Source organism: Lacticaseibacillus sp. 30, from assembly GCF_053819265.1.
In genome coordinates, this window is the sequence record NZ_JBSOQX010000014.1 from 61,376 (window position 1) to 84,359 (window position 22,984).

Consider the following 22,984-nt stretch of genomic DNA (forward strand, 5'->3'; position numbering starts at 1 on the left):
TCCAAATCGTGGTTCAGTCTTCGGTGTCGTGTTTAACGCCATAGCTGTAGGTTGCAACCAAATCGTTATTGCGATCCAAAACGTTGATATCGGCATCTTTCCCGACTTCAAGCGTGCCTTTTGATGTCAGGTTGAATTCCCGTGCTTGGTTGACCGATGACATTTCAACGGCATCAAACAAGGAAGCATCCATGAAGCTCATCGCATTCTTAAAGGCATCTTTATACATCAGAACTGAGCCGGCAAGTGTGCCGTCTTTAAGCCGTGCCTGCTTATCTTTGACATAAACTGTTTGACCGCCTAATTCACTCTTACCTTCTGGCATGCCTTTGCTACGCATGGAGTCGGTAACCAATTCGATTCGTTCTGGTCCTTTTTGGTCAAAAGCGAGGCGGAGCATATCAGGCACGATGTGGAAGCCGTCACAGATTAATTCACAATACATGTTGTCTTCAAGCATCGCATGACCGGTAACACCAGGCTCGCGATGGCGCAGGCCGCGTTGAGCATTGTAGAGATGCGTCACATGTGTTGCTTTGCTATGCAACATCTGTTCGCGGGTAGCGTTACTGTGACCAACAGAAGGCACAATGTTGTGCGCCAACAAGTAGTCTTCAAATGCTTGTGACCCTTCGTCTTCTGGCGCATAGGTGATGAGCTTAACCAGATCACCGGATAATTCCTGCCACTGTTTCACTAAATCAACATTAGGATTCTTGATATATTCTTCAGGTTGGGCACCCTTGAAGACCTTACTGATGAATGGGCCTTCAAGATGCACGCCTTGAATAATGTGGTTGCGTTCAGCCGCCTGTTTAACGCCACGCATGGCTTTGTCAATATTCTCAGTTGACTGCGTCATGGTCGTTGCAAAAAGGGTCGTCACCCCTTCGTGCGTCATCATTTTCGTTGCCATTTCATCAATCTGATCTGCATCACCGTCCATGGCATCAAAGCCATAACCGCCGTGAGCGTGAACATCAATAAACCCTGGAATCAAGGTTTTCCCTTGAAGGTCGAAAGTCTGTTCACCAGATTGGGCGCGATAATCAAACATGTCGCCAACTGCCAAAATTTTGTCATCGAAACGAACATAGCCGTCATCGATGCGTTCTAATCCAGTATAGATCGTTGCGTGTTTCAATACTGTAACCGTCACAATACCACTCCTAATTGTTTAATGCTTCATTCGACAGATAACATATACCAGTATAACTGGTATAGACCAAGATTACAAGCTATACCTTCGTCGTACAACGTCATACTTATCCTTGACGATCCTTAGCAATGGTTGCGTCCACTCCCTTGATAACGGCAGACATGAGCCCTGCTTGCTCCATCGCCAACAAGCCAGCTACTGTTGTACCACCTGGGCTTGAGACTTGATCAATCAGATCAAATGGCGATTGCTCGCTGGCCAAAACATTTTGGGCACTCCCCATCACTGCTTGAGCAGCAATGGCTGTTGCCTGTTTTTTAGTTAACCCATACTTAACGCCAGCCCGCGATAGGCTATCGATGAATAAGTAAACAAAAGCTGGTGATGACCCTGCCAACGCGACAAATGTCGAAAATTGATCCTCAGGTAGCGCCATAGTTTTACCTAAGACGTTCAATAAGTCCAGTAAGCCATCTAATTGACCCGCAACACTATCATTAGCAGCGTAAGCCGTCATCCCCGCGTTGATAGCCACATTCACATTAGGCATAATTCGCAGGACCGGTTGATCTTGACTGCCAAGGGCATCTTCAAGGGTCGCCAGTGAAACACCGGTAAGCATCGAAACAATCGGTACCTGCCGTTGTTTGAGCGTTGGCCCGATTGTCTTTAGAATCGGCACACCAAGTTTGGGGGCAACAGCTAGGAAAACGATATCGGCAGTGTCTGCAACTGCCTGATTGCTCGCGACCGCTTTGGCGCCAATTTTGGCGGCATACGGTTCATAGTGAATCGGTTGCCCGCCATGCAGAACAATTTCCTCAGGCGTGACCGCATTTTTAGCTAACAAACCAGTGATGATCGCCCGTGCCATATTGCCGGCACCAATAAATCCAATTGTCATGGCCTGCCTCCTTTATGCTTGATGACTTTCTTCTGTTGCTGAATGGGTCTTGAACCAATCGACGAGGGCTGCTAATCGCGCTAGTCGCAGATTCGGTAGCCCGCTGCGAGACAGTTCATGCGTGGCATTGGGAAAGCGCATGAACTTAGTATCAACGCCATGCAATTTCAAGCCAATATAAAATTCTTCGCCTTGGCCAATCGGACAGCGTTGATCATTTTCACTGTGCATGACCAACGTCGGGGTTTGGGCAAAGTCGATATGGGCTAGCGGTGAAAAATCCCAAAGGCTTTTCACATCAGATAAATCACCGGTCCATTTTCCTTCGAGTTCCCAAGGTGTGAAGAAGTAGCCGATATCACTTGTACCGTACATACTCAACCAGTTAGCAATGGATCGTTGGGTAACAGCAGCCTTAAATCGGTGAGTATGCGTCACAATCCAGTTCGTCATAAAGCCGCCGTATGATCCGCCAGCCACATACAAACGATCAGGATCAATGGTGGTATCCAACTTCAAGGCTTCATCCACTGATGCCATACAATCCTCATAATCGCCTTGGCCGTAATGTTTAATCACGGCCGCTGTAAAGGCCTCGCCATACCCTAACCCACCGCGCGGATTCGGGCAGATGACGCCGTAGCCTTGAGCAGCCAAGAACTGCATTTCGTGGAAGAAGGTATACCCATAACCAACTGCCGGTCCGCCGTGAACATATAAAATGGCTGGATGAGAAGCTGTCGCCTGCTGTGGCGGGAAATACCAACCTTCAATCTCAAAACCATCGCGCTGGAAGTTAAATGTTTGTGGCGTCACCAACCCCATATCGCGTGTTACCCGACGATTAGGATCATAAATCACGTGTTCTTCTTCAGTCGCCAAATCAAAGTAGCTCAATCGGCTTGGAACCGTCATTGTGCTTTCCGTAAAAACAACCCCGTGATGATCCGGCGTTAAAGCGTAATCAGTTACATGCCGACGTCCGCCAATCAAAGGTGTCAGCTGCTCGTCGGGGCCGCCTGCATACAAGCTCGTTTTCCCGTGGTCAAAACCAATCGTCAGATAATAGTCGGCGGTGGCAAAATCAGCCACTTTTTCAGATAAATCCTGTTGAAAATCGCCATTAACGTGTCCCGGAATATCAAAATCAATATCATCGGCGACATCTTGCAACGTTTTGGTCGCTAAATCATAATGCCACAAGTGACTTTGCGACACATTTGGCAGATGATTGTCCGACCCCACAAGCAGCAATTGCTTGCCATCTGCTGAAAATGCTTCTGGCGATAAGGCCGCTTGCGGTAACTGATCATTAACCATGGTTACCTGTTGATCAGCTAAATTTAACAAATAAGTTGCTTGGCTAAAATCATTTGGGTCATCGGGCAAACGCTCTGCAGTAAATGCCAAGGTCTGTCCGTCTGGAGAAATCGCCCCGACTTCAAATTCATGCTCCCGGCCCATTACCAAACGACTGGTCTTTTGACGCAGGCGTTGGACCCGTAATTCATAAGCGACATGTTCTGGTAATAAGCCGACTCCATTTAACTTATAGGGCACACGTGAGACCGTCACCGGTTGTGGCCACTGCTTATCCGTCTTTTTCGGCTTTGCGCCAACTGTCGTCTGAATAAACAGTGCTTGACTGTCCGCTTGCCAACCAAAGTAGGACACGCCTTCTTTTTCAGCAGAAAATTGCTTGGCAGTACCGCCATTGACCGCCTGTACGAAAACTTGAGTCGTTTTATCGGATGCTTGACTCAAAAAGGCCAACCACTGCTGATCTGGACTAAGCAGCGGATGCCGATCATGTTTTTGATCAAAGCCATACGCGATAGTGCCGCCACGATGATTGACGAAACAAATGCGCTGATAATAAGTATTATCGGCCTCCGAAATGCGATTTTCCTGAACAAAGTAGCCATCATCTGTCGCACTTGGATACGACAATGATACCAATTTAAAAAGATCTGTCGCTTTGATTGCCATACGATCACGCCCTTCCTCATATTGCTTTAAGCGTAGCGGTTGGGCTATACCATGTCAATTAGCTGGACCGCTTGAAATAAAAAAAACGCATGGCCTCCGCCATGCGTTTACGTCTTCTATCGAACTTTAATACTGGATGGAGGAGATAGGATTCGAACCTATGAACCCGAAGGAGCGGATTTACAGTCCGCCGCGTTTAGCCTCTTCGCTACTCCTCCGTGTGATTGCTGCGAATCAACTTAAATAGCATACAAAAATGCGATTCAAAAATCAACAGCATTTGCCTGATTTTTGACCGCATTTTTCATGTCCTTAAAGGTGATAGCGTTCAAGACAACGTTGGCACGGTTAATGTCACAAGCGTCTGCCGCCATTCAGTCCACCAATCTTGACTCTGCCACTCGAATAATCGTTTTAAGCCATATCCCAGCGGCTGATGATAATACGTAGTACCGCTTAAAAGCTTAGGCGCATCGCGAAAATGCTCATGGCCGAACACCACTGCCGACACTTTACCTGTCAGCAAATCGCCGAGTTTGGCCGACCCCATTAGCGCCGTTGCCATCTGCCAAGGCGGCCGATCAACTGTGTACACCATTGCCTCACGAATCGGCACAAAATGCGTCACATAAATCATCTGGTGCGTCTGATTGGCCTGCAGCGCCGCCTTCGTGGTGGTCAAAACCCGTTGCATTCGCGCAGCATCAGTGACAGGCGCGTCAATGGCACTATCAATCCAAAAGGCGCGTTTCCATTGAGCATATTCCGCATCGGTTTTCATATTGCCAAGCTGTCCTAGCGAATAATCATACCAGCCATTGTTGCCAATAATGACGGCATTGGTGCCAGGCACCGGCAAAATCTTTTCATGCAGATACAGCGGATCAACCGCTGATTGAATTTCATCGTACGTTGCGCCATTCACCATATCGTGATTGCCCGCCAAAAAGCGAATGGTGACTGCAGACCCAACTTCTGCCTGCAGTGCGCGAAAATAAGCCAATGATTTGGTGAAGTCATTGTAAGTATCACCGGCATTCACATAGATCTGATAATCATGTTCAACCAGATAAGCGGCCTGCTTCTTCAGCATCTCAAAGCCATCGACGCGATTCACATCAAAATGGTTGTCAACACTGAACGCAATTTTCACCATCAGCGCACCTCCACCAAATTTTGTCAGCAGCATGGACCAAATGACGTTGAAGCTTCGAAGCCTAATTAACACCTTGCATTAATTTTTCGATCCGTGGTGTGAAGAAGGCCAGGACAACCGCAAAGCCAACGGACACCAAACCCACAATGGCGAAATAAGCCACCTCGTGATTTGGCGTATAAAACCGGACAATCTGCGCATTCACGGCTTGTGCCGAGGCATCAGCTAAGAACCACATGCTCATCATTTGTGACGAATAAGCTTTCGGTGCCAGTTTGGTTGTGACTGACAAGCCAACCGGAGAAATTAACATTTCCCCGATTTCAACAATCGCCCAACTCATGACCAGCCATAATGGTGAAACTTTGGCGCTGCTGCCAAACAGTATCACTGGGATAACCATCCATAAATAAGAGGCACCCGCAAAAATCAAACCAAGATAAAACTTTTTCGGCGATGTCGGTTGCCGTTTACCGAGTTTCATCCATAACCATGCAAAAAGCGGCCCATAAAGTAAAATAAACAATGGATTTAAAGTTTGAAAATTACCAGGGAGAATTTTAAAAAAGCCAAAATCCAGCTTTGTCTGTTGGGCCGCAAAAAGCGCCAACACGACAGACCCTTGTTCTTCAATGGCCCAAAAAATCATTGCTGCTAAAAACAGCGGGATATAGGCAATCACCCGTGATCGTTCAGTCTTCGTGACTTTTTTACTACGAATCATGAGCACAAAGTACCAAATCGGCAAGCCAATCGCGATTAAGGTAATCAGGCTGATTACGTTGGCAATCGTCAGCGCATTGAACCCGGCCATCGCCAGTAAAATGACACCAACAGCCGCAATTGCTACCACCACACGGATCACCAACGGACGAACATCTTCAGGCTTCAACGGATCAGGAGCAGTATTGTCAGCTGGGTTAATATATTTACGCCCGTCAATCACGTAAAAGATCAGGCCGACAAACATACCAATGGCTGCTAGCGAAAAGCCAGCATGAAAATTGACTTTATCCGCCATCCACGGAACAAAAATAGGTGCAATGAGCGATCCAAAGTTGATCCCCATGACGAAGATACTAAAGCCAGAATCGCGTCGCAGGTCATCTTCCGGATACAGACTACCGACCATCTCAGACACATTGGGTTTTAATAAGCCCGTGCCCAGAACGATTAAAACAATCGAGCCAAACAGTCCAGTCGCCCCAATTGGCAATGACAAAACAATGTGGCCTAGCATGATCAACACGCCGCCCCAAAAAACGGTTCGCCGTGAGCCCAACAACCGATCACTAATGAAGCCGCCGATTGTAGCACTTAAATAAACCAGTGACCCATAAATCGACATGATCGATAACGCAGTCGGCTGATCAAAACCCAAGCCGCCCTTCTCCACCGCGTAATACATGTAGTAGATCAGAATTGCCCGCATGCCATAGTAACTGAACCGCTCCCAGAATTCAGTCATCGACAGGGTTAATAGCCCCCGGGGATGCCCCATAAACGTGCGATCCTTTGAATTATTCAATTGAAATACATCCTCTCACTAGGAAATGATCCCCTAGCTGCTCTCATGGCACTTCCCTCAAAATGCCAATCAATAAACTATCATTATAGATGTATTTTTTGGTGAAGACAAATAGGCAAGAGCGTGAGCTGGACCGGGTAGAAACCGGAGCATAAGCGGCCTTGGGTGTGATGGCCAGGTTTTGGCCATTGCGCCCGAGGTCCTTATGTGTAGGTTTCTGGGCCAGCAAACGCGTTTATGAGGAGCGTGAGCTGGACCGGGTAGAAACCGGAGCATAAAGTGGCCGCGGTCCTTATGTGTAGGTTTCTGGGCCAGCGAACACGTTTATGTGAAGCGTAGGCAGGTCCAGTTAAAAAACCAGCACCAAAGCAAAAAAACTGAGTCAACATTCCCAGATGACCGCCTGTCCGCCAAAAAACGGTGTGTGGCGCAAATCATCGAGATATGTTGCTCAGTTCTTTTACCTAAATATGCGTTAGTCCGCGCGTAAAGCAATCGCAGCGTCTTTGTTGGCTGCCATGCGGGCGGGAATATGACCGCCGAGGACAGTCAGGATGGTGCTAATAAGAATGAGGATCACGGCATGAATCGGATTGAGTTGCGCGACATTCGGCAACTCTGTCATGCTATAAAGAATGGCATTGATTGGGAAGGTCAATAACCACGCGATAATGATCCCTAGAATACCGGAACTAACGCCAAGGATAATCGTTTCAGCATCAAACACACGCGTGATATCCTTACGCCGTGCACCCAAAGCCTTCAACACCCCAATTTCCTTCGTCCGTTCAAGCACGGAAGTATACGTCAGAATTGCAATCATGATCATCGAGGTCACCAGTGAGATGCCAGCGAAGGCCACTAGGACGATAGTAATGGCTGACATAATGCCACCGGTCATGCTGGAAATTGTCCCCGCTAAATCTGTATAGACAACCTGATCGGCTTTTTTCTTACCGTGATTAAATTTATCAAGATAACTCAGAATCTTGTCTTTATCCTTGAAACTGGTTGGATAAATCGTAATCTGCGTGGGTGTTTCCGAACCGCCTAATGCCGTGATCAACTGATCCTTAGTCGCTTTGTCCACACTTTGATTGGTAAAAATGTTCACGTCACTGGCTCGTTGTGCCTTGACGACATCAGAGTCTTTGTTCAATGCCACAAGATCTTTTGTTAACCGATCAGAATAAGCAAACCCTTGGCTAAGCAAGCCATCACTTGTTTTCGAGCGCGTCCGCAGAACACCAGCCACCGTCAGTTCGCGGTTGTCGTTTTGTTTATAAGCATTTGCGTAATCTTTCGTTGGGACATAGACATTGCCAGCAACATTCTGGTAATAGGCATTATTCGAGATTGCCTTGATCTTAGTGCCAACAATCTGGTTAAATTTCACTTTTTGACCATCTTTAACATCAAAACCGAGGTTCTTCAAAGCATTGATGTTCGTCGAGTTGTCCCGATCAACAATCAGAATAACATCCCCATCATGCTTCGGATAACTACCGGCAACAACCTCATAATTTTTCTTCAGATAACTGGTGCCGCCTTCGCGATCAACCGGATAAACTGATGAACTAGCGCTTGCCAAGCCACGTTGAGTTTGATTACTGCTTGGCTTAGCTGTCGAAAATTGGACTGACTTGATGGTACCATTCACGTCACGTAACAGATTCATACCAGTGCCATAAGTGTAGCCAATGTTGTCGGTTAGTTTCTTGCTAATGCCATTCACATAATCAATATACTTTTGATTTAACTTATTGGTGTGCTGCGCCTTATCACTAGCACTTTGCTTAGCCACAACTGTTGAGGTTGTTTTAAAAGTCGATGTCTTTGTATTGTCCGCCGCTCCCGCTGTTAAGCTAGTGGCGTTAGTCGAGATCGTAATCGGGAATTGCGCCAAAGTCTCCGCTTGCGTATTATCAATCTGTTTTTGAAAGCCCGAGGAAAGTGCTAAAACCACGGCAATGCCAATAATCCCAATACTGGAAGCAAATGCCGTCAAAAAAGTGCGACCTTTTTTGGTCATAATATTAGTAAATGACAATTTAAGCGCCGTGAAATAACTCATTTTGGTGCGATGCAGGTCAAAGCTGGCAGTTTTTTCTTCATCTTTGAATGGCCGTGAGTCAGAAAGAATTTTGCCATCCTTGAATTCAATCGTCCGTTCTGCATATTCATGCGCCAGTTGAGGATTATGCGTGACCATGATTACCAATCGCTCGCGAGATAAATCAGCGATTAAGCGCATAATTTCTTCACTAGTTTCGGTATCTAGTGCTCCCGTCGGCTCATCGGCCAATAGAATCGACGGCTCCGAGACAATTGCACGCGCAATGGCCACCCGTTGCATCTGGCCGCCGGAAAGTTGATTGGGTTGCTTACCCATATGTGCCTTCAAACCGACCTTCGTCAAAGCAGCCTCGGCCTTTTTACGGCGGTCTGCTGCTGACACACCACTCAAAGTCAGACCAAGTTCAACGTTTTCCAAAATACTCAGATGCATAATCAGATTGTAGCTTTGAAAAATAAACCCAACCGAGTTATTACGATAGGCATCCCAATCGGCTTCTTTAAAATTTTTGGTTGATCGCCCGTGTAAGAGCAAATCACCGGAATCATAACGATCAAGGCCACCGATCACATTCAGTAACGTCGTTTTCCCCGAACCACTGGGACCCAAAATGGCGACAAATTCTTGTTCCCGGAATTGAACTGAGACATCGTCAAGCGCTTTGGTCGTATAGTCGCCTGTCTGGTAATATTTTTTAATATGTTTTAAGTCTAGCAATCGTTGTTCTCCCCTTAATGCGTTTTCTGAAATAGAAAATAGTTGAAACGTTCGCTCGCAATCGCGATCCCCAAGCGGGTGTTAACGGCTAATCACTGATCGCACTTTTCTGCCTACGCCAAATCACGCGTTATATTAATGGTGCCTGTTTATACTTTGGAATGAAATAACTTGCCATATCTTAGCATACTTATGAACTACTTGATAATCAGCCCATAGTCTGAATTGGTGCGCTAGTCTAGAAACGCGCTACTGTTTCTCAATGAGATGTCACACGCAAACTAATCATGCCGCTAACTATTGTTGCATTTAAACACCAACGATGAGTCGATACCGGTCATGAGCAAAAAGTGGATACGAAAAAACCGAGCCGGGCTACCTGTTCAACAGGTTTGCGGTTCGGTAAATGCATATGTCAGCACTGATTAAGTGGGCTCCCTCAGTAACGGCTGCCAATAAATCAAATCCAGACTATGATCCGGATAGATGTAATAACTAATATTTAATTTTGCGAAAGGATTCGCCATTGCGGCAAGATAAATGGGTTGCGGAGCGTGAGCCAACCCAGCGACTGCGACCAGAATATACTTTGCCATCTGCTCAAATAAAGGTTGTGTGAGCCCAGTGGTTAGCTGAAATTCCAAGTCGACATAAATGAGTTCGCGGGTTTGTCGAGTAAGCGTGATGCGATGAATCGGCATGCCGCCAAAATTACCTTCACGATTGAGATCATCGACCATGCGCTTAATTTGTCTGTGCTTAAACTGTGGCCGCGCAAACATCATGCGCCAAACTGCCATGCCGTCATCCCCTTCTTTGAACGCACTCGCTGGCGCAGAAACCTGCGTGGCACGATCTCAATCACGTTGAGACTTCGGTTTCTAACCGCGCCAGTTCTAGCTTTGCCTCTATTATGCCACAAAGAAGCGGGTGATCGGCTTAAAAAATTGGGTCGAGGATTTTTGAGAAAGCTGTATCGATCTCAGCTCGAGCAGCCTGTTGTTCGGCTAAACCAGCGGCAAATCGGTCATGATCTACTTTGTCAGTGCCGATTGCTTGAAGCATGTTCAAAACACCGCCACGAATACCGCGCAAACCATTCACCAGTACTTTGTGGAAGGCCGCATAATTACAAGGTGCTGCTTCCGCATCCACACTGTCAACGAATGTACAAAATTTCATCACATTCTTGGTGAAGTACAAACGCAAATGATCGAGACTTTCACTTGCATAGCAATTTCCTTTCTCGATGTTTTTGCACGTGTGCACATATTCCTTAAAAACGGTTTCAAAAACAAGCAGTCGTTCCAAGTTCTGGTTCACAACTTCAACATAGTTTGGTTCTTGGCATCGTGTATGCATTTCATAGTCCCCCCTAGTCTTGTGACTTCATCAACTTACGCTCTTAATTATACCCACTAATGTCTTATAATCAATATAATTATTGTCTAATATTTAAATATCTAACGTTATATAACCCTCCAAAAGCCTATTATTATTACGATTTGCAAACATGACAGCAGTCTGTGAAAACCTTTTTCCTTGATATTGCACGCAATCTATTCAATTATGAAAACTTGTTTTATTTGAGTTGTGCCCCCATGTCTTGACAGACAACTAATTGTGATTTTCATGTTTCATGGCCAGTTGCACTGAAAATAAGATAACAAAAATATTTTTTAAATATTGACAATTTATATCTTAATATTTGACTTCCGGATGCTTGATCTGATTGGCAATTTGAATTTTGCGCCATTAGTTGTTAATTCAGTCACTTTAAAAGAACCTTTCAACAACGTTTCCTCGCAAGTTCGCAGAACATCACCTATAATTTAATCAAGCTGTTCGGTGTTATCCATACAAACATGGGTTACGCACTCTGGCTTTTGCAAGCGCACCGAGACGGCTATCTGGGAGGAACGTTAGGAAAGGTTATCCAAAGCAATATCCGCTCGATCGACAGACTTTATTTGGGATCAACACTATGGGGTTAATGAGCACAACAGCTTATTATTTATACACGGCAGTTCTGATGATGTTCATAACTGACTACTCAGGGATCTATTCCGGTGTACCCGGCAAAGCCGCTGCTGTGGCAACGACCCTGTTATTTGTTGGCCGGTTATGGGACGCTGTTAACGACCTCTGGACTGGCTATCTGATCGATATATCGCCGCGAACCCGGTGGGGAAAGTTTAAACCATACGTGTTAATAGGCAGTTTGTTAGCCGGTATTTTGGGTATGATGCTTTTTCACATTCCCCAAAACTTCTCCAATTTCGGTAAAGAGGTTTACCTCTATATCGTTTATTTTCTCTTTATGTTTGCTGCCACGATTATTGTGACGGTTCCGTTGACCAGTACCATGTCAGCCGACCAGGAAGTGCGTGCAAAGTTAATTTCATGGCCACGGATCACCAGTAATATTGTCGGGGTGGTTTTCGCCTTCTTCATGGCGATCGCAACGTATCTAGGAACAAAGCGCAACCCCAATATTCCCTTAACTGTCGATCTGATCGTCATACCATTTCTGATTTTGTCGTTGATCGGCATTGTCATGGTCAAAGAAGGTCCGGTTACCGAGGAGGCTAAGCCGCCAAGATTGCGAGATATTGGTCAGATGATCAAGATCAATCACCCTTTCCGTATCAACTTGTACTTTACCTTTGTCGGTGGGTTTGTTTGGGCATTACTGACCGCAACCTCGCTTTATTACATCAAGTATGCCTTTGGGGTGAAAAATCTCGGCACACAGTCCATGTATTTTGGCCTGCTAACCTTGATCACACTGGTCGCAGGCACACTTATTTCTCAAAAAGCAATGCAGTACATTTCGGCTATTCGCGGTGTTCAGTGGTGCTATCTGGCCATGGCACCGTTTCTAGTCATCATGTTTATCATTAATGAAATTCATGTCATTGATAATCCGTGGGTCTTCTACTTACTCATCGGTATTGTCATGACCATCGCCGGAGCACAGTTTGTCCCTGCCAATTTAATCATTATGGAAACAATGGACTACAACCGACTCAAACTTAATGCTGGTATGGAAGCGACTATCAATGCCGTGAATATGTTTCTGCAAAAACTGCAATCAGGACTAGCCACAATCGGCGTCGGTGCTGCACTACTGATCGTTGGTTACAACGCCCAAACGCTCGAAAAGGCATCGCATGTGCCAGACAACTTGTTGCAAAGTTTAGGCGTTGTCCTTTTCGCTATTCCTGCTGTGTTTTCTTTTTTAGCCTATCTGATTGCCCGACATTATCCATTGCAAGGTGCCGCTCGTGATGAGATGTACGCTGCTCTAGCTGCTAAACGGGTGACGAATACGCAGTCTTCAAAATCTAAATGATGCATCGATCAATCATTTAACTGGCAACACTTTTTCGACCTGAGCAGAAGTGACAGCTTTCGACGTGTATCATGCTCTCAAGGAGACGATCTTCATGACCAAACCTTCAGCTGTTAATATTCATCGCACTAATCCACCAGACTGGTTTAAACAAGCGGATTTCGGCATCATCATTCACTGGGGACCCTATAGTGTGCCAGCTTACGCGCCAGTCAATATTCCTGATTACGGCACTTTAATCAAAACCAAATCATTAGGTTATTTGTTTGAACATCAACCTTATGCGGAGTGGTATGGCAACAGCATGTTATTGCCAAACAGCCCCGTAGCAGCCTATCACCGGACGCATTATGGCAACACCTCTTATGCAGATTTCGCAAAAACGTTCAAGCAGACCGCCCAGAATGTCGATGTGCAGGCCTGGGCTGAAGCATTTGCCAATGCTGGCGCCAAATATGTCGTGATCGTTACAAAGCACCACGACGGCTTTGTCATGTTTGATCCGCACACCAAGAATCCGTACGAACCTGACTATCATTTGAACTTCGACTTTGTCGGTGAACTGGCCCAAGCTGTTCGTGCCCACGGAATGCGTTTTGGAACCTATTATTCATCTTTATTGGACTGGACTTTCCCGCATCTGCCAATCAAAGATTACGGCAGCTTTCTATTGGGCAACGACAAAAGCCAAACTTACAAAGATTATGTATGGCGTCAGTGGCACGAATTGATTGATCGATATCACCCAGATGTGCTTTGGAGCGATATCGGCTACCCAGATGATCACCGCTTGGAAACGCTGTTCAAGTATTATTATCAACAAGTCCCAGAAGGTTTAGTGAATGACCGCTGGCAACAATTTCCTGATTGGATGCGAACCAGTTGGATACGACCTATTTTCAATCTCGTTGCGGCGCAGGTCATTAAACGTGACCAACATCACTCAGACGATCTCAGCGAGGTTAAGTACTATGACTACCGCACCCTTGAATATCGTACTGACTGGCCGCAAACAAATCGTTATTTCGAAATGACACGCGGCATGGACAAAAGTTTTGGTTATAACCGCCTCAGTCGGCCAGAGGACTATATTACTGCAGATGACATCAAGCAATTGATCGCAGAGCTTGGGTCTAAACGTGGTCGACTTTTACTCAATGTTGGTCCGGATATGAACGGCCAAATACCATCTGCCCAGCTCAGCATTCTTCAACAGTTAAGCGATAGGTAGTGGCGTATCTAAAATCATGCCCAGTTTCCTCGTCATGATCATGCAAATCAAAAAGCACCTGACCGCACAAAAACGGTCAGGTGCTTTTTCATGTCAGTAGCTGAAGCCTTACCCAAGTTGATTAATAGCTGTCCAGCTAGCCAACGCTTCAGGTCGGAAACCGCTCCATGTTGCCAATACATCACCCGTCGCATCGTCGCGAACGCGCACAACTGGAAAACGATCATATCCGGCCTCACGAAATTTGACAATTTTTTGGTGACTCCACGCCCGTTTTAACGGATCATTGGCGTTAATATCAACAAGGTTTGATTCACCTCGGTGGTTCGTCGTACGAAAATGTTGACCGTGTTCTGCGAGCCAGCGTTTGGTGAGCCGGCATGACTCGCAGTTAGGCTTTTCATAAATCACAAAATGAATCGCCATACGCTGCACTCCTTTGCATGACGCTGCCATCTTTTTAGTGCAATGGGCTGCGTGTATTGAGGTTAGCTTTACTATCCCCTATTTTAATCATTCATGCAATGCGTATGGGTTTGTCCATGGTTAAATGACGATGGTTACCATCCTAAAACTTGGGGGTGGGTCTACCTTGTTCACATTGCGGCGGCTTGTTGGTCAAGGGCAGCGATGACGTCTTCAAGCGCACGGCTGGCATCAATAGGCAAACGATCATAACCATCATGGTCAACGTCTTTAGTCGCAATAAACGCCAACCTATCTTCCAAACGTTGACGGAGACGAGCGCGATAATCGTTGTCGCCAAAATCAACATTAAAACCGGATAACGGCAGATACCGCATCTTTGGTAGCAGGCCAAATGGCTTGAAGGCAGCTGTTTCGTCAACAATCTTGGCAATCGCGCCTAACGTATCGGCTGGTTTCACATTTTGACCGTTGTAAGAACCAGTATTCAAAATATAACAAGCTGTTTGGCGTTGTTCAAAGAGTTGATGGAAATCTTGATAATCCTCCCCCAACGGATAGCTGCGGAATGGGTTCGCAAACGGTTCGATGACAAGATGATCACGATCAACATCACCGATAACGTTTTCCGCTGTTGAGCGTTTGGTTGCCAGCGTCACGCCAAAAGCAGCGGCAAGATCAGGATCTTCCAGTTTCACCACCGGCGGCAAGGTATCATCCTTCATGATCCAGAAAATAGCATCGATACTCTCCGTAAGATGATCCACGCGATTCGGCGTGACGTAACGTGACTTCACGGTTCGTCCATTGCCGTTGCGAATATCCTGCGTCACCAGCGTTTTCTTACCAGCGGCATCTAGGGTCACCCCAACATTTTGAACCGTCAGAAAATACTGAATGCCCGGATCACTCAACGGATAATCCTGAGTTTTATCAAAATATGAAGGCTCAAGCGCCGTTGTTGCACCCGTTTGTCGATCAATCACAAAGGCATCGTCATGTAAGACCTTCACGGGATACTGATCGCCGTGACTGGCCAACGTGATCGTTGACTTGCCGGAACCGGACAAGCCAAACGCTGCCATCGTAAAATCGCCGTCCTGTCGCGTATATTGTTTCATACCGCCATGACAGGCGACAAAACCATTCCGATGCGCCGTCGCCCACGCAAGCGTCAACGTGCCCTTTTTCAACTCGCCAAAGTAGCGTAAGCCTAACACAATGGCGGCATTATGCGTTGGATCAAACACGGCCACCCCGTTTGGATACGCCGGATCATGCCAATCGGGATCGGCATAAAGATAAATATCATCCTCTGGGAGTGGGCGCGATTGTTCATATTCAGCATTGCGTTGCGGCGTATCAATTTGAAAATTCAGCAAGTACGTATACAAATTATTTGCATACGCTTCAGGCAGCATCAAATGCGCCTTGATAGCAAAATCAGAGGACAAGCCAACCGTGACATCCCCACGGAGAAAAGTCTTGCGACTCCCTAAAAAGACAGCTTCCCGAGCAATCGCCGCCAGTTTAGTCTCATCCACGTCAGGCTGACCAATAATCTGGCGGGCAGCTGCCGTCCGACCAACTACACGGCCGTCATTAGCCACTAACACCTTGGCATCTGGCGGCAATCCCAGTTCAGCCGTATGTTTGATCGGTAAATCCGTGATAATCACACCCGGCGCTGTTTTGGCTAAAGCATAGGCTTGGGCGATGGTAGTAACCTGCTTCACATTCTCCCCGTAAAATGCTGTTTCAACCGTGGCCTTAAGCGCTGAAAAATAGCCGCTCTGACTGGTGATGTCACTGCTTGAAAAACTTTGCTTACTTGTCATGGTTGAATCCCCCTCTTTGCGCGTGCTCTTCAGCCCAGGCTGAATCACGCACTATCTTTTTAACAACATGGATGCCAAATGAAAATGTTTGCATGGTTCAATTATACCGAGACGAAGCAGCGGACGCGAGTTTTAAAAAACCCAAACTAGCGATTTGCTTCACTAGTTTGGGCTCGCGCGTTGTTAGCTGTGATACGTTAAAAAATCATGCGGGTTAAGCCTTCCGCCGATTGTTCGCCTGCACCATTTTTGCATGATCGATCAGCGGGCATCCGACTTCTTCACATTGGCTACAACCAGCCTTATTTTTTTTGAAAAATGTACGGTATGCTACAACCGCAATAATTAAAACAACGATACCGCCAATAATCCATGTTGCCATGAGCTAAGACTCCCTTTTTTAAATGAGTTGACAAGTTAATAACTTGAAGCAATTGCCGGAACCGGCCGTTTGATTAACAGCCCATAAACAATGACTAAAATTGCGACTAAAACTAACCCGATGCTCATGACACTGGCTTGGCCGGATACCACGAGACTGCCTTGATAAATCAACATCGTGAGAAGATAAGCCACGCCAGTTTGATAGCCCACGGCACGCCATGTCCACCGTGCATCACCAAACTCCTTGTACATCGTACCAATCGCCGCAAAACATGGGGCACACAGCAGATTGAAAACCAAAAAGGCATATCCTGCCATCGCCGGATAGGTAGCGCGCAAAGCCTGACCAAAGCCGCTGGCACTGCCTGCCCCAAAACTGATATGTAAGGTACCGACACAATTTTCCTTCGCAATCAAACCGGCTAAAGTGGCCACGGTAGCATGCCAGTCGCCAAAACCCAGCGGTGCAAAAACCGGTGCGATCACCGTCCCTAGCCCCCGCAGCATACTGTCATTTTCGTCAACCATCTGTAAACCGAAATTGAAATTAGATAAGAACCACAGCAACACGCACGACAGAAAGATAATAGTCCCTGCTTTCTGCACAAAAGCGCGTGCCCGCGACATGACACTGCGATACAAGTTGGTTAGGCGTGGCAAGTGATAGGCTGGCAACTCCATCACAAACGGCGCTGGTGGACCAGCAAATAAGGCTGTTTTTTTAAGAAAAATCCCCGAACAGATCACGGCAATGATCCCCATGAAATAAGCGGATGGTGCCACCCAACTGGTGCTTGGAAAGAACGTGCCGCTGACCAGCGCGATCACCGTCAACTTAGCTGAACACGGCATAAACGTCGTCAACATGATACTCATTCGCCGATCTTTTTCGCTTTCAATCGTCCGCGTCGCCATAATCCCAGGAACCCCGCAACCAGTCGCTATTAAAATTGGAATGAAGCTTTTACCGCTCAGATTAAACCGATGAAACAGCCGATCCATGACGAACGCAATGCGGGCCATATAGCCGCAGTCTTCTAAAATACCCAAACATAGAAAAAGCATCATAATCTGCGGCAGGAAGCCCAATACGGAACCAATACCGCCAATCAGACCATCGACAATCAGACCGGATAGCCATGGGGCAACAGCCCAACTTTTCAAGGTGCCGCCGACGACACTTGGCAGCCAGCCACCAAAAACCGTGTCATTGAGATAATCACTGCCGATTGTGCCAATGGTTTGAATCGATAAATAATAAACGGCCCACATGACCAAGACGAATATTGGCAAAGCCAAATACCGATCTGTCACAATGCGATCGATTTTGTCGCTCATCGACATCACAAAGTCATCTTTGTCAACCACACACATCGCAATGACGCGCGCAATGAAGTCATAGCGGGCATTCACAATAATGCTATCGGTTGTATCATCAAACACATGCTCCGCCGTCCGTAAAATTTCATTCATCTGATGTTGTTCGTCTGAAGAAAAGGCCAATTGCTTGACCACTTGCGGATCTTTTTCAAAAACCTTAATGGCATACCACCGCAACCGATCGGCAGGCACCTTCTGGTCAATCACATCCTCAAGCATCGTCAGCGCTGATTCGAGTCGCGCATCATACTCAGGAAAGGCATAAGGCTTTGGTAGCGGCGCCTGAATGGTTTGCACCAACTCCTGTAAGGCAGCCGGTTTAGTTGCTGTCGTGGCAATGACAGGTACCTGTAATGCGTAACTCAGCTTTTTTAAATTAATCGTTCGATGGCCCGTTTTGACCAGCACATCCATCATGTTTAAAGCGACAATTAACGGCCGCCCGGTTTCCATAACTTGCAACGTCAAATAAAGATTACGCTCAAGGTTGGTTGCATCCACCACATTCAAGACCAAGTCTGGTTGATCATTTAGTAAAAAGTCGCGCGTCACGATTTCTTCACTGCTATAAGGTGACAATGAATAGGTGCCTGGAAGATCTTGAATGACTAAGGCATTATCCGCTTTCAGCCGGCCAGATTTACGCTCAACTGTCACCCCTGGCCAGTTACCAATATGCTGCTTAGCGCCGGTTAAGGCATTGAACAACGTGGTTTTCCCGCTGTTAGGATTGCCTACCAATGCTAACGTTTCACGTATCGCCATCGCTTGTCACCTCCGTCACCAGCACATGTGCCGCATCCTGCTTGCGAATGCTCAATTTGTAACCACGGACCGCTAGCTCAATCGGATCACCCAAAGGCGCAATCTGATGAATTTTGACCAACGTGCCTTTGGTGAGACCCATATCCATTAGGCGGTGACGCAACGGTGGATCCCCCTTAATCGTGCGGATCAAACCTGCCTGCCGCAGCGGCAGATCAGCCAAGGCAATGGCAGGGGTATCAGCATCCATGGCAAACGGTCGAACCACGAGTAACGAGGCAATTTCATCGCTAATTGCTAATCGCTGACCTTGAAAAAAAATCACCATGCCTGACAACTTGCTTGCAGGCTGAACCACGGTCACTTTTTTGCCAACGACTAAGCCCATTTCGGCAAGATGCCGCCGCAAAGCGCCACTGCCACCAACGCTCATCAGTAAGTAAGCGCCCGATTCCCGTACATCTATCAAGGCCTGCATCGCGCTCATCCCGCTTTCGTCACCAATTTTGTGCTACTGGTAGCATAGCATGTTTTCGCACGAGCAAGGAAAAAAATCAAACAAATGCTAATCTGACAGGCCACTTTTGCATACATGGTCTTGCCCATAGGATTTGAAAAAGCGTCTGTGATCAGTCTCAAGTACTGCGCACAGACGCCAATCGTGACTTCAATTGACTTTATTTAACTTTCGTCAAAACCGCTTTTGCAACGGTTGCGACATAATGCGGCTGGCCCTCTGTGGTCGGGTGCGTTTTGTCAGCTACAAACCAATCATCATGGCCTTCTGACGCCTTGTGCCAATCAACAATGTGCAGATTTCGATAACGATGACTCATTGAAACAAGATCGCGATTAACTTCATCTGTCCAAGACGTATCTGCATGGACATTAATCCAATATACCTGCCGCTTGCTGCCGAGAGTATTCATAATTGACGCGAACTCAGCATCGGTAAATGTGCCATTGCTTCCCAAGCCGATAATCACCGTGTCAGCAAGCTTGCCTGAAGCCGCTAATGATTTGAACAAATCCGGTGCCTCATAAATTTGTCGACTCACACCAGCATCAAAATAAATCTTCGGGAAAAGTTCCTTGTATAAATATTCGCTACCCAGCATGACCGAATCACCCACTGCTGTCACATCCAGTTGCTTGGCCGCTTGCACTTGATTAAAACTGAGGCCGTCAGCCGCAAAGTCTTTATAGACTGGATCTTTGGCCTTCTCAGAAGCTTGTGTTGCCTCCCGCATCTTTTTAGCCGAAGCTCGCGAGCGAACCGCTGCTTTAGAGCTTGAAGCAGAGGCGGCCGCCGCCTTTGCTTGTGCCTGTTGGTGAACACCAAACCAAATACCGCCGCCCAATAACACAACAGCCAAGATGGCAATACCCCAGATGAGTCCCTTTTTCGATTTTGTTTCCTGTCTATGCATGCCGCACCCCTTCAAACAATTAAGTTACCGTATGATGATATCATAGAAAGTAGCATGAGTGCGCGAGCGATATATGTAAAGCGTGGTGGTTAGTTCAGTGCTTAACCGAAGAAATGTTGATGACAAACGTCTGTCACGAATCAGTTTTGACCTCTTCACGCTGAGTTAATGGCGGCATGTCACTCGAATGAAGCTACACATTGAACAAAAAAATCCTTCCAGTTAATAACTGGAAGGACTAACGTGTTCAACGAGTGACGTTCCACGAAGAATCACTCATGAAAAGATGCCGGCTGCAGGAGTCGAACCTGTGACCCTCGGTTTACGATACCGATGCTCTACCAACTGAGCTAAGCCGGCATACTGACCCGTACGGGATTTGAACCCATGTTACCGCCGTGAAAGGGCGGTGTCTTAACCACTTGACCAACGGGCCATTGCTGAACAACAAATAAGATTATACAGGAGCACTATCGCACTGTAAAGCATTTTTTGATGGTAAATGAGATCATTGGCAGAATCATTTTCTAAGTTAAAATGATTGTCCATCTACTTTTTGTAAGTGTATCATGAAAAAGAAACGAATCGTCATGAAAGGATGTTGTTTTAGATGAAGATTGCGATTATTGGTGCCACAGGACATGCAGGTTCGGCTATTTTTAAGGAGGCCCTCAAACGAGGCCATGAAGTGACCGGTTATGTTCGCCATCCAGATAAAAGTGTTGGAATCTTGCCACCGGATGCAGATCTGATTCAACAAGATGCGTTCACGTTGACGCGCGAGCAGTTGACGGGTTATGACGCTGTTATTGATGCTTTTGCGACAACTGTTGAGCAAGCTTATCTCCACATTGATCTGGCCGACCACTTAATTCATGAGTTACGCAACACTGATAAGCCACGTGTGATTTTTATTCTCGGCGCAGGCAGTCTAAAGAATGGCGACCAGACATTGTATGAGACACTAAAAAAAGATCCACACGCTGCTGCTTTTATTAATACACCATTGAATCAATTTCGGGAACTGCAGTTGTTACGGTGGACCGATAATGTAAACTGGCTTGGTATTTCGCCAAGCGCTAACTTTCAGCCTGGACCAGCTACAGCCTACGTACGTGGTAAAGACGAGCTGTTGAAAGATGATAGCGGCAAATCTGTCTTAAATAGCGACACACTTGCCGTTGCCTTGCTAGATGAGCTCGAAAACCCGACCATCAAACAAGCACGCTTCACAGCTCGCAATGCTTAACCGCAACATTTTCTGGACATCACAGAGGAAGGGACATTTTGGCACAAGTAAAATTAACCATTCATTATGTTGATGAGACCGGCAAGTCGCTTGGACCTGAGAACCATTTAACGAACGCGGTGGGTCAGCGTTTTCGGCTAACGGCACCAACTCTGATTGGCTATAACTTTCAGAAGGCTGTTCTACCAGATGGCAGTGAGGTTGGCGATCCTACAGTGGTCGGAGTCATGACCAAAGATGAACAACAACTGATCTTTATTTACAGCGCAACCGCCTCTTTAACGTCACAGCCGATACCAGCAACATTGGTGATTAAATATGTGGATGAACATCAACAAGACTTACGTGATGTGCAGGTCTTGCACACAAAGACAGGTCATCCGTTTGAACTAACAGCACCTTTTTTCCCTGGTTATCAGTACCACCATGCATTACTGCCAGGTGGCATGGTGATGTCAGACCAGACAGTATCGGGCCGATTGATTCGCGCACATAACGAACTCATTTTCTCGTATCGCGTTCACTCACAAAATCACCCCAACAAGATTTAAGATCAAAAGCCATTTCTTCGGGAGTGGCTTTTCTTTTACATAAAAGCGCCTCTTACCTTTTCACACATTCGAGGCGCATTCTTATTAAAAAAACCTGCAACACAACATTCAGCTTTCGAGTGATTGTGTTGCAGGTTAATCAATGCTCTGAGTCATTGTCCTGACAAGAAACTAGTTAAGGCACTTGTTCCACCCTGTTGTTGCAGCGTTTTAGCATCTTGATAAGCCTGATAGTAATCGCCTGATGCAATCGCTTGGCGAATTGGCGTTACAGAACTCTCCTGAAAAAGCGCCGCAGCAGCCATTTCTGCTTGACTATGATTAACACCAGATGCCTTTTGTAAAAGTGAAGCGGCCTGATCTTGATCCTTAGCCGCAGCCATAATCGTACTCATTTTGGTTGCTTTCAACGTATCGGCAGCCCGTTGGATAGCTGCATCGGTTGTCGCATCACCAGTCTTTTGAGCTGTAATGCCGGAAACGAGACGAGCTTTAACTGCAGAATCAACAGGCGTGTCATTACCCGTCACATTACGAACCGTGTTATTCAGTTGAGGGAAAAAGAAAACCCCTGCGATAATGAGCAAGATCAACACACCCATGATAATTGAAAAGATCTTAAGTCCACGATGGGCGTGCTTTTTATTTTGTTGGCGTAATTGTAATCGATTGTCCATGTCTGTCACTTCTTTCATTTGTGATGGCTGGTACATATTATGAGAGTGATCGTACAGCGGGTCAAGTTAAACCAGTTATTCATGACTGGTCCAGCCTGTTCTTAATCCTTGTTTAAAGACCTGCAAATAATATTAAAAAAAGACACCCTTTGCAGGATGTCTCATGAG

19 protein-coding genes and 3 tRNA genes are annotated in these 22,984 nt (G+C 46.4%); 4 read left to right on the top strand and 18 right to left on the bottom strand.

Annotated elements, in window-relative coordinates; genetic code table 11:
• Positions 1-13 precede the first annotated feature (13 nt).
• The 9 genes from nagA to ACWPAB_RS10215 all read right to left on the bottom strand — a co-directional run bounded on the left by nagA (position 14) and on the right by ACWPAB_RS10215 (position 10,892).
• A complete protein-coding gene (gene nagA, locus ACWPAB_RS10175) occupies positions 14-1,159 on the bottom strand; it encodes an N-acetylglucosamine-6-phosphate deacetylase (protein ID WP_003579780.1) in 1,146 nt (381 codons plus the stop codon).
• Between the two features lie 106 nt (positions 1,160-1,265).
• On the bottom strand, positions 1,266-2,063 hold the full coding sequence (gene proC, locus ACWPAB_RS10180) for a pyrroline-5-carboxylate reductase (RefSeq protein ID WP_003566103.1): 798 nt from the start codon (positions 2,061-2,063) through the stop codon (positions 1,266-1,268).
• 12 nt (positions 2,064-2,075) lie between these two features.
• The gene (locus tag ACWPAB_RS10185) at positions 2,076-4,052 is read right to left on the bottom strand and encodes a S9 family peptidase (RefSeq protein WP_003579793.1); all 1,977 of its coding nucleotides are present in this window, start codon (positions 4,050-4,052) and stop codon (positions 2,076-2,078) included.
• 137 nt (positions 4,053-4,189) lie between these two features.
• Positions 4,190-4,270 (bottom strand) — tRNA-Tyr (locus ACWPAB_RS10190).
• A gap of 110 nt (positions 4,271-4,380) precedes the next feature.
• Positions 4,381-5,208 (bottom strand): metallophosphoesterase, encoded by an 828-nt coding sequence (locus tag ACWPAB_RS10195; protein ID WP_003579795.1) that lies wholly within the window; start codon positions 5,206-5,208, stop codon positions 4,381-4,383.
• A gap of 61 nt (positions 5,209-5,269) precedes the next feature.
• The gene (locus ACWPAB_RS10200; protein WP_003579797.1) at positions 5,270-6,736 is read right to left on the bottom strand and encodes a peptide MFS transporter; all 1,467 of its coding nucleotides are present in this window, start codon (positions 6,734-6,736) and stop codon (positions 5,270-5,272) included.
• Between the two features lie 475 nt (positions 6,737-7,211).
• Positions 7,212-9,530, bottom strand: a complete 2,319-nt coding sequence (locus tag ACWPAB_RS10205) for an ABC transporter ATP-binding protein/permease (protein ID WP_003579799.1) — start codon at positions 9,528-9,530, stop codon at positions 7,212-7,214.
• A gap of 425 nt (positions 9,531-9,955) precedes the next feature.
• On the bottom strand, positions 9,956-10,330 hold the full coding sequence (locus ACWPAB_RS10210; RefSeq protein ID WP_003566829.1) for a hypothetical protein: 375 nt from the start codon (positions 10,328-10,330) through the stop codon (positions 9,956-9,958).
• Positions 10,331-10,469: 139 nt separating this feature from the next.
• A complete protein-coding gene (locus ACWPAB_RS10215) occupies positions 10,470-10,892 on the bottom strand; it encodes a hypothetical protein (protein WP_003566828.1) in 423 nt (140 codons plus the stop codon).
• 622 nt (positions 10,893-11,514) lie between these two features.
• On the opposite strand from ACWPAB_RS10215, the gene ACWPAB_RS10220 reads away from it, so the two are divergent.
• Positions 11,515-12,885, top strand: coding sequence for an MFS transporter (locus ACWPAB_RS10220; RefSeq protein WP_050569249.1), 1,371 nt, complete (start codon positions 11,515-11,517; stop codon positions 12,883-12,885).
• Positions 12,886-12,979: 94 nt separating this feature from the next.
• Positions 12,980-14,116: an alpha-L-fucosidase gene (locus tag ACWPAB_RS10225; RefSeq protein ID WP_003579803.1), complete on the top strand. Its 1,137-nt coding sequence runs from the start codon at positions 12,980-12,982 to the stop codon at positions 14,114-14,116.
• 108 nt (positions 14,117-14,224) lie between these two features.
• On the opposite strand, the gene ACWPAB_RS10230 is transcribed toward ACWPAB_RS10225, so the two are convergent.
• From ACWPAB_RS10230 to ACWPAB_RS10265, 8 genes are all read right to left on the bottom strand, one after another.
• Positions 14,225-14,542 (bottom strand): thioredoxin domain-containing protein, encoded by a 318-nt coding sequence (locus tag ACWPAB_RS10230; RefSeq protein ID WP_003566825.1) that lies wholly within the window; start codon positions 14,540-14,542, stop codon positions 14,225-14,227.
• 170 nt (positions 14,543-14,712) lie between these two features.
• Entirely contained in the window at positions 14,713-16,380 is a 1,668-nt protein-coding gene (locus ACWPAB_RS10235; RefSeq protein WP_003579806.1) for a phosphoenolpyruvate carboxykinase (ATP), read from the bottom strand.
• A gap of 214 nt (positions 16,381-16,594) precedes the next feature.
• Positions 16,595-16,762, bottom strand: a complete 168-nt coding sequence (locus ACWPAB_RS10240; protein WP_003566823.1) for a FeoB-associated Cys-rich membrane protein — start codon at positions 16,760-16,762, stop codon at positions 16,595-16,597.
• Between the two features lie 35 nt (positions 16,763-16,797).
• Positions 16,798-18,909: a ferrous iron transport protein B gene (gene feoB, locus ACWPAB_RS10245; RefSeq protein ID WP_003579808.1), complete on the bottom strand. Its 2,112-nt coding sequence runs from the start codon at positions 18,907-18,909 to the stop codon at positions 16,798-16,800.
• A complete protein-coding gene (locus ACWPAB_RS10250; protein ID WP_003579810.1) occupies positions 18,896-19,387 on the bottom strand; it encodes a FeoA family protein in 492 nt (163 codons plus the stop codon). Before ACWPAB_RS10250 ends, feoB begins: the two co-directional genes overlap by 14 nt.
• A gap of 199 nt (positions 19,388-19,586) precedes the next feature.
• Positions 19,587-20,339 (bottom strand): SGNH/GDSL hydrolase family protein, encoded by a 753-nt coding sequence (locus ACWPAB_RS10255; protein WP_003579812.1) that lies wholly within the window; start codon positions 20,337-20,339, stop codon positions 19,587-19,589.
• A gap of 287 nt (positions 20,340-20,626) precedes the next feature.
• Positions 20,627-20,699, bottom strand: a tRNA-Thr gene (locus ACWPAB_RS10260).
• Positions 20,700-20,703: 4 nt separating this feature from the next.
• Positions 20,704-20,775 (bottom strand) — tRNA-Glu (locus ACWPAB_RS10265).
• A 174-nt stretch (positions 20,776-20,949) separates the two neighbouring features.
• Here ACWPAB_RS10265 and ACWPAB_RS10270 point away from each other — a divergent pair.
• Together ACWPAB_RS10270 and ACWPAB_RS10275 are read left to right on the top strand one after the other, a co-directional pair.
• Positions 20,950-21,588, top strand: coding sequence for an NAD(P)-dependent oxidoreductase (locus tag ACWPAB_RS10270; RefSeq protein WP_003579813.1), 639 nt, complete (start codon positions 20,950-20,952; stop codon positions 21,586-21,588).
• Positions 21,589-21,626: 38 nt separating this feature from the next.
• Positions 21,627-22,139, top strand: coding sequence for a MucBP domain-containing protein (locus ACWPAB_RS10275; RefSeq protein WP_003579815.1), 513 nt, complete (start codon positions 21,627-21,629; stop codon positions 22,137-22,139).
• A 152-nt stretch (positions 22,140-22,291) separates the two neighbouring features.
• Here ACWPAB_RS10275 and ACWPAB_RS10280 read toward each other — a convergent pair whose 3' ends face one another.
• Positions 22,292-22,816 (bottom strand): hypothetical protein, encoded by a 525-nt coding sequence (locus ACWPAB_RS10280; protein WP_003566817.1) that lies wholly within the window; start codon positions 22,814-22,816, stop codon positions 22,292-22,294.
• Positions 22,817-22,984: the final 168 nt, after the last annotated feature.

Bases quoted from the DNA above. Each gene is read 5' to 3' on its own strand.
- proC (WP_003566103.1), bottom strand. From the start codon at position 2,063: ATGACAATTGGATTTATTGGTGCCGGCAATATGGCACGGGCGATCATC.
- ACWPAB_RS10185 (WP_003579793.1), bottom strand. From the start codon at position 4,052: ATGGCAATCAAAGCGACAGATCTTTTTAAATTGGTATCATTGTCGTAT.
- ACWPAB_RS10195 (WP_003579795.1), bottom strand. From the start codon at position 5,208: ATGGTGAAAATTGCGTTCAGTGTTGACAACCATTTTGATGTGAATCGC.
- ACWPAB_RS10210 (WP_003566829.1), bottom strand. From the start codon at position 10,330: ATGGCAGTTTGGCGCATGATGTTTGCGCGGCCACAGTTTAAGCACAGA.
- ACWPAB_RS10215 (WP_003566828.1), bottom strand. From the start codon at position 10,892: ATGCATACACGATGCCAAGAACCAAACTATGTTGAAGTTGTGAACCAG.
- ACWPAB_RS10220 (WP_050569249.1), top strand. From the start codon at position 11,515: ATGGGGTTAATGAGCACAACAGCTTATTATTTATACACGGCAGTTCTG.
- ACWPAB_RS10225 (WP_003579803.1), top strand. From the start codon at position 12,980: ATGACCAAACCTTCAGCTGTTAATATTCATCGCACTAATCCACCAGAC.
- ACWPAB_RS10230 (WP_003566825.1), bottom strand. From the start codon at position 14,542: ATGGCGATTCATTTTGTGATTTATGAAAAGCCTAACTGCGAGTCATGC.
- ACWPAB_RS10235 (WP_003579806.1), bottom strand. From the start codon at position 16,380: ATGACAAGTAAGCAAAGTTTTTCAAGCAGTGACATCACCAGTCAGAGC.
- ACWPAB_RS10240 (WP_003566823.1), bottom strand. From the start codon at position 16,762: ATGGCAACATGGATTATTGGCGGTATCGTTGTTTTAATTATTGCGGTT.
- feoB (WP_003579808.1), bottom strand. From the start codon at position 18,909: ATGGCGATACGTGAAACGTTAGCATTGGTAGGCAATCCTAACAGCGGG.
- ACWPAB_RS10250 (WP_003579810.1), bottom strand. From the start codon at position 19,387: ATGCAGGCCTTGATAGATGTACGGGAATCGGGCGCTTACTTACTGATG.
- ACWPAB_RS10255 (WP_003579812.1), bottom strand. From the start codon at position 20,339: ATGCATAGACAGGAAACAAAATCGAAAAAGGGACTCATCTGGGGTATT.
- ACWPAB_RS10270 (WP_003579813.1), top strand. From the start codon at position 20,950: ATGAAGATTGCGATTATTGGTGCCACAGGACATGCAGGTTCGGCTATT.
- ACWPAB_RS10280 (WP_003566817.1), bottom strand. From the start codon at position 22,816: ATGGACAATCGATTACAATTACGCCAACAAAATAAAAAGCACGCCCAT.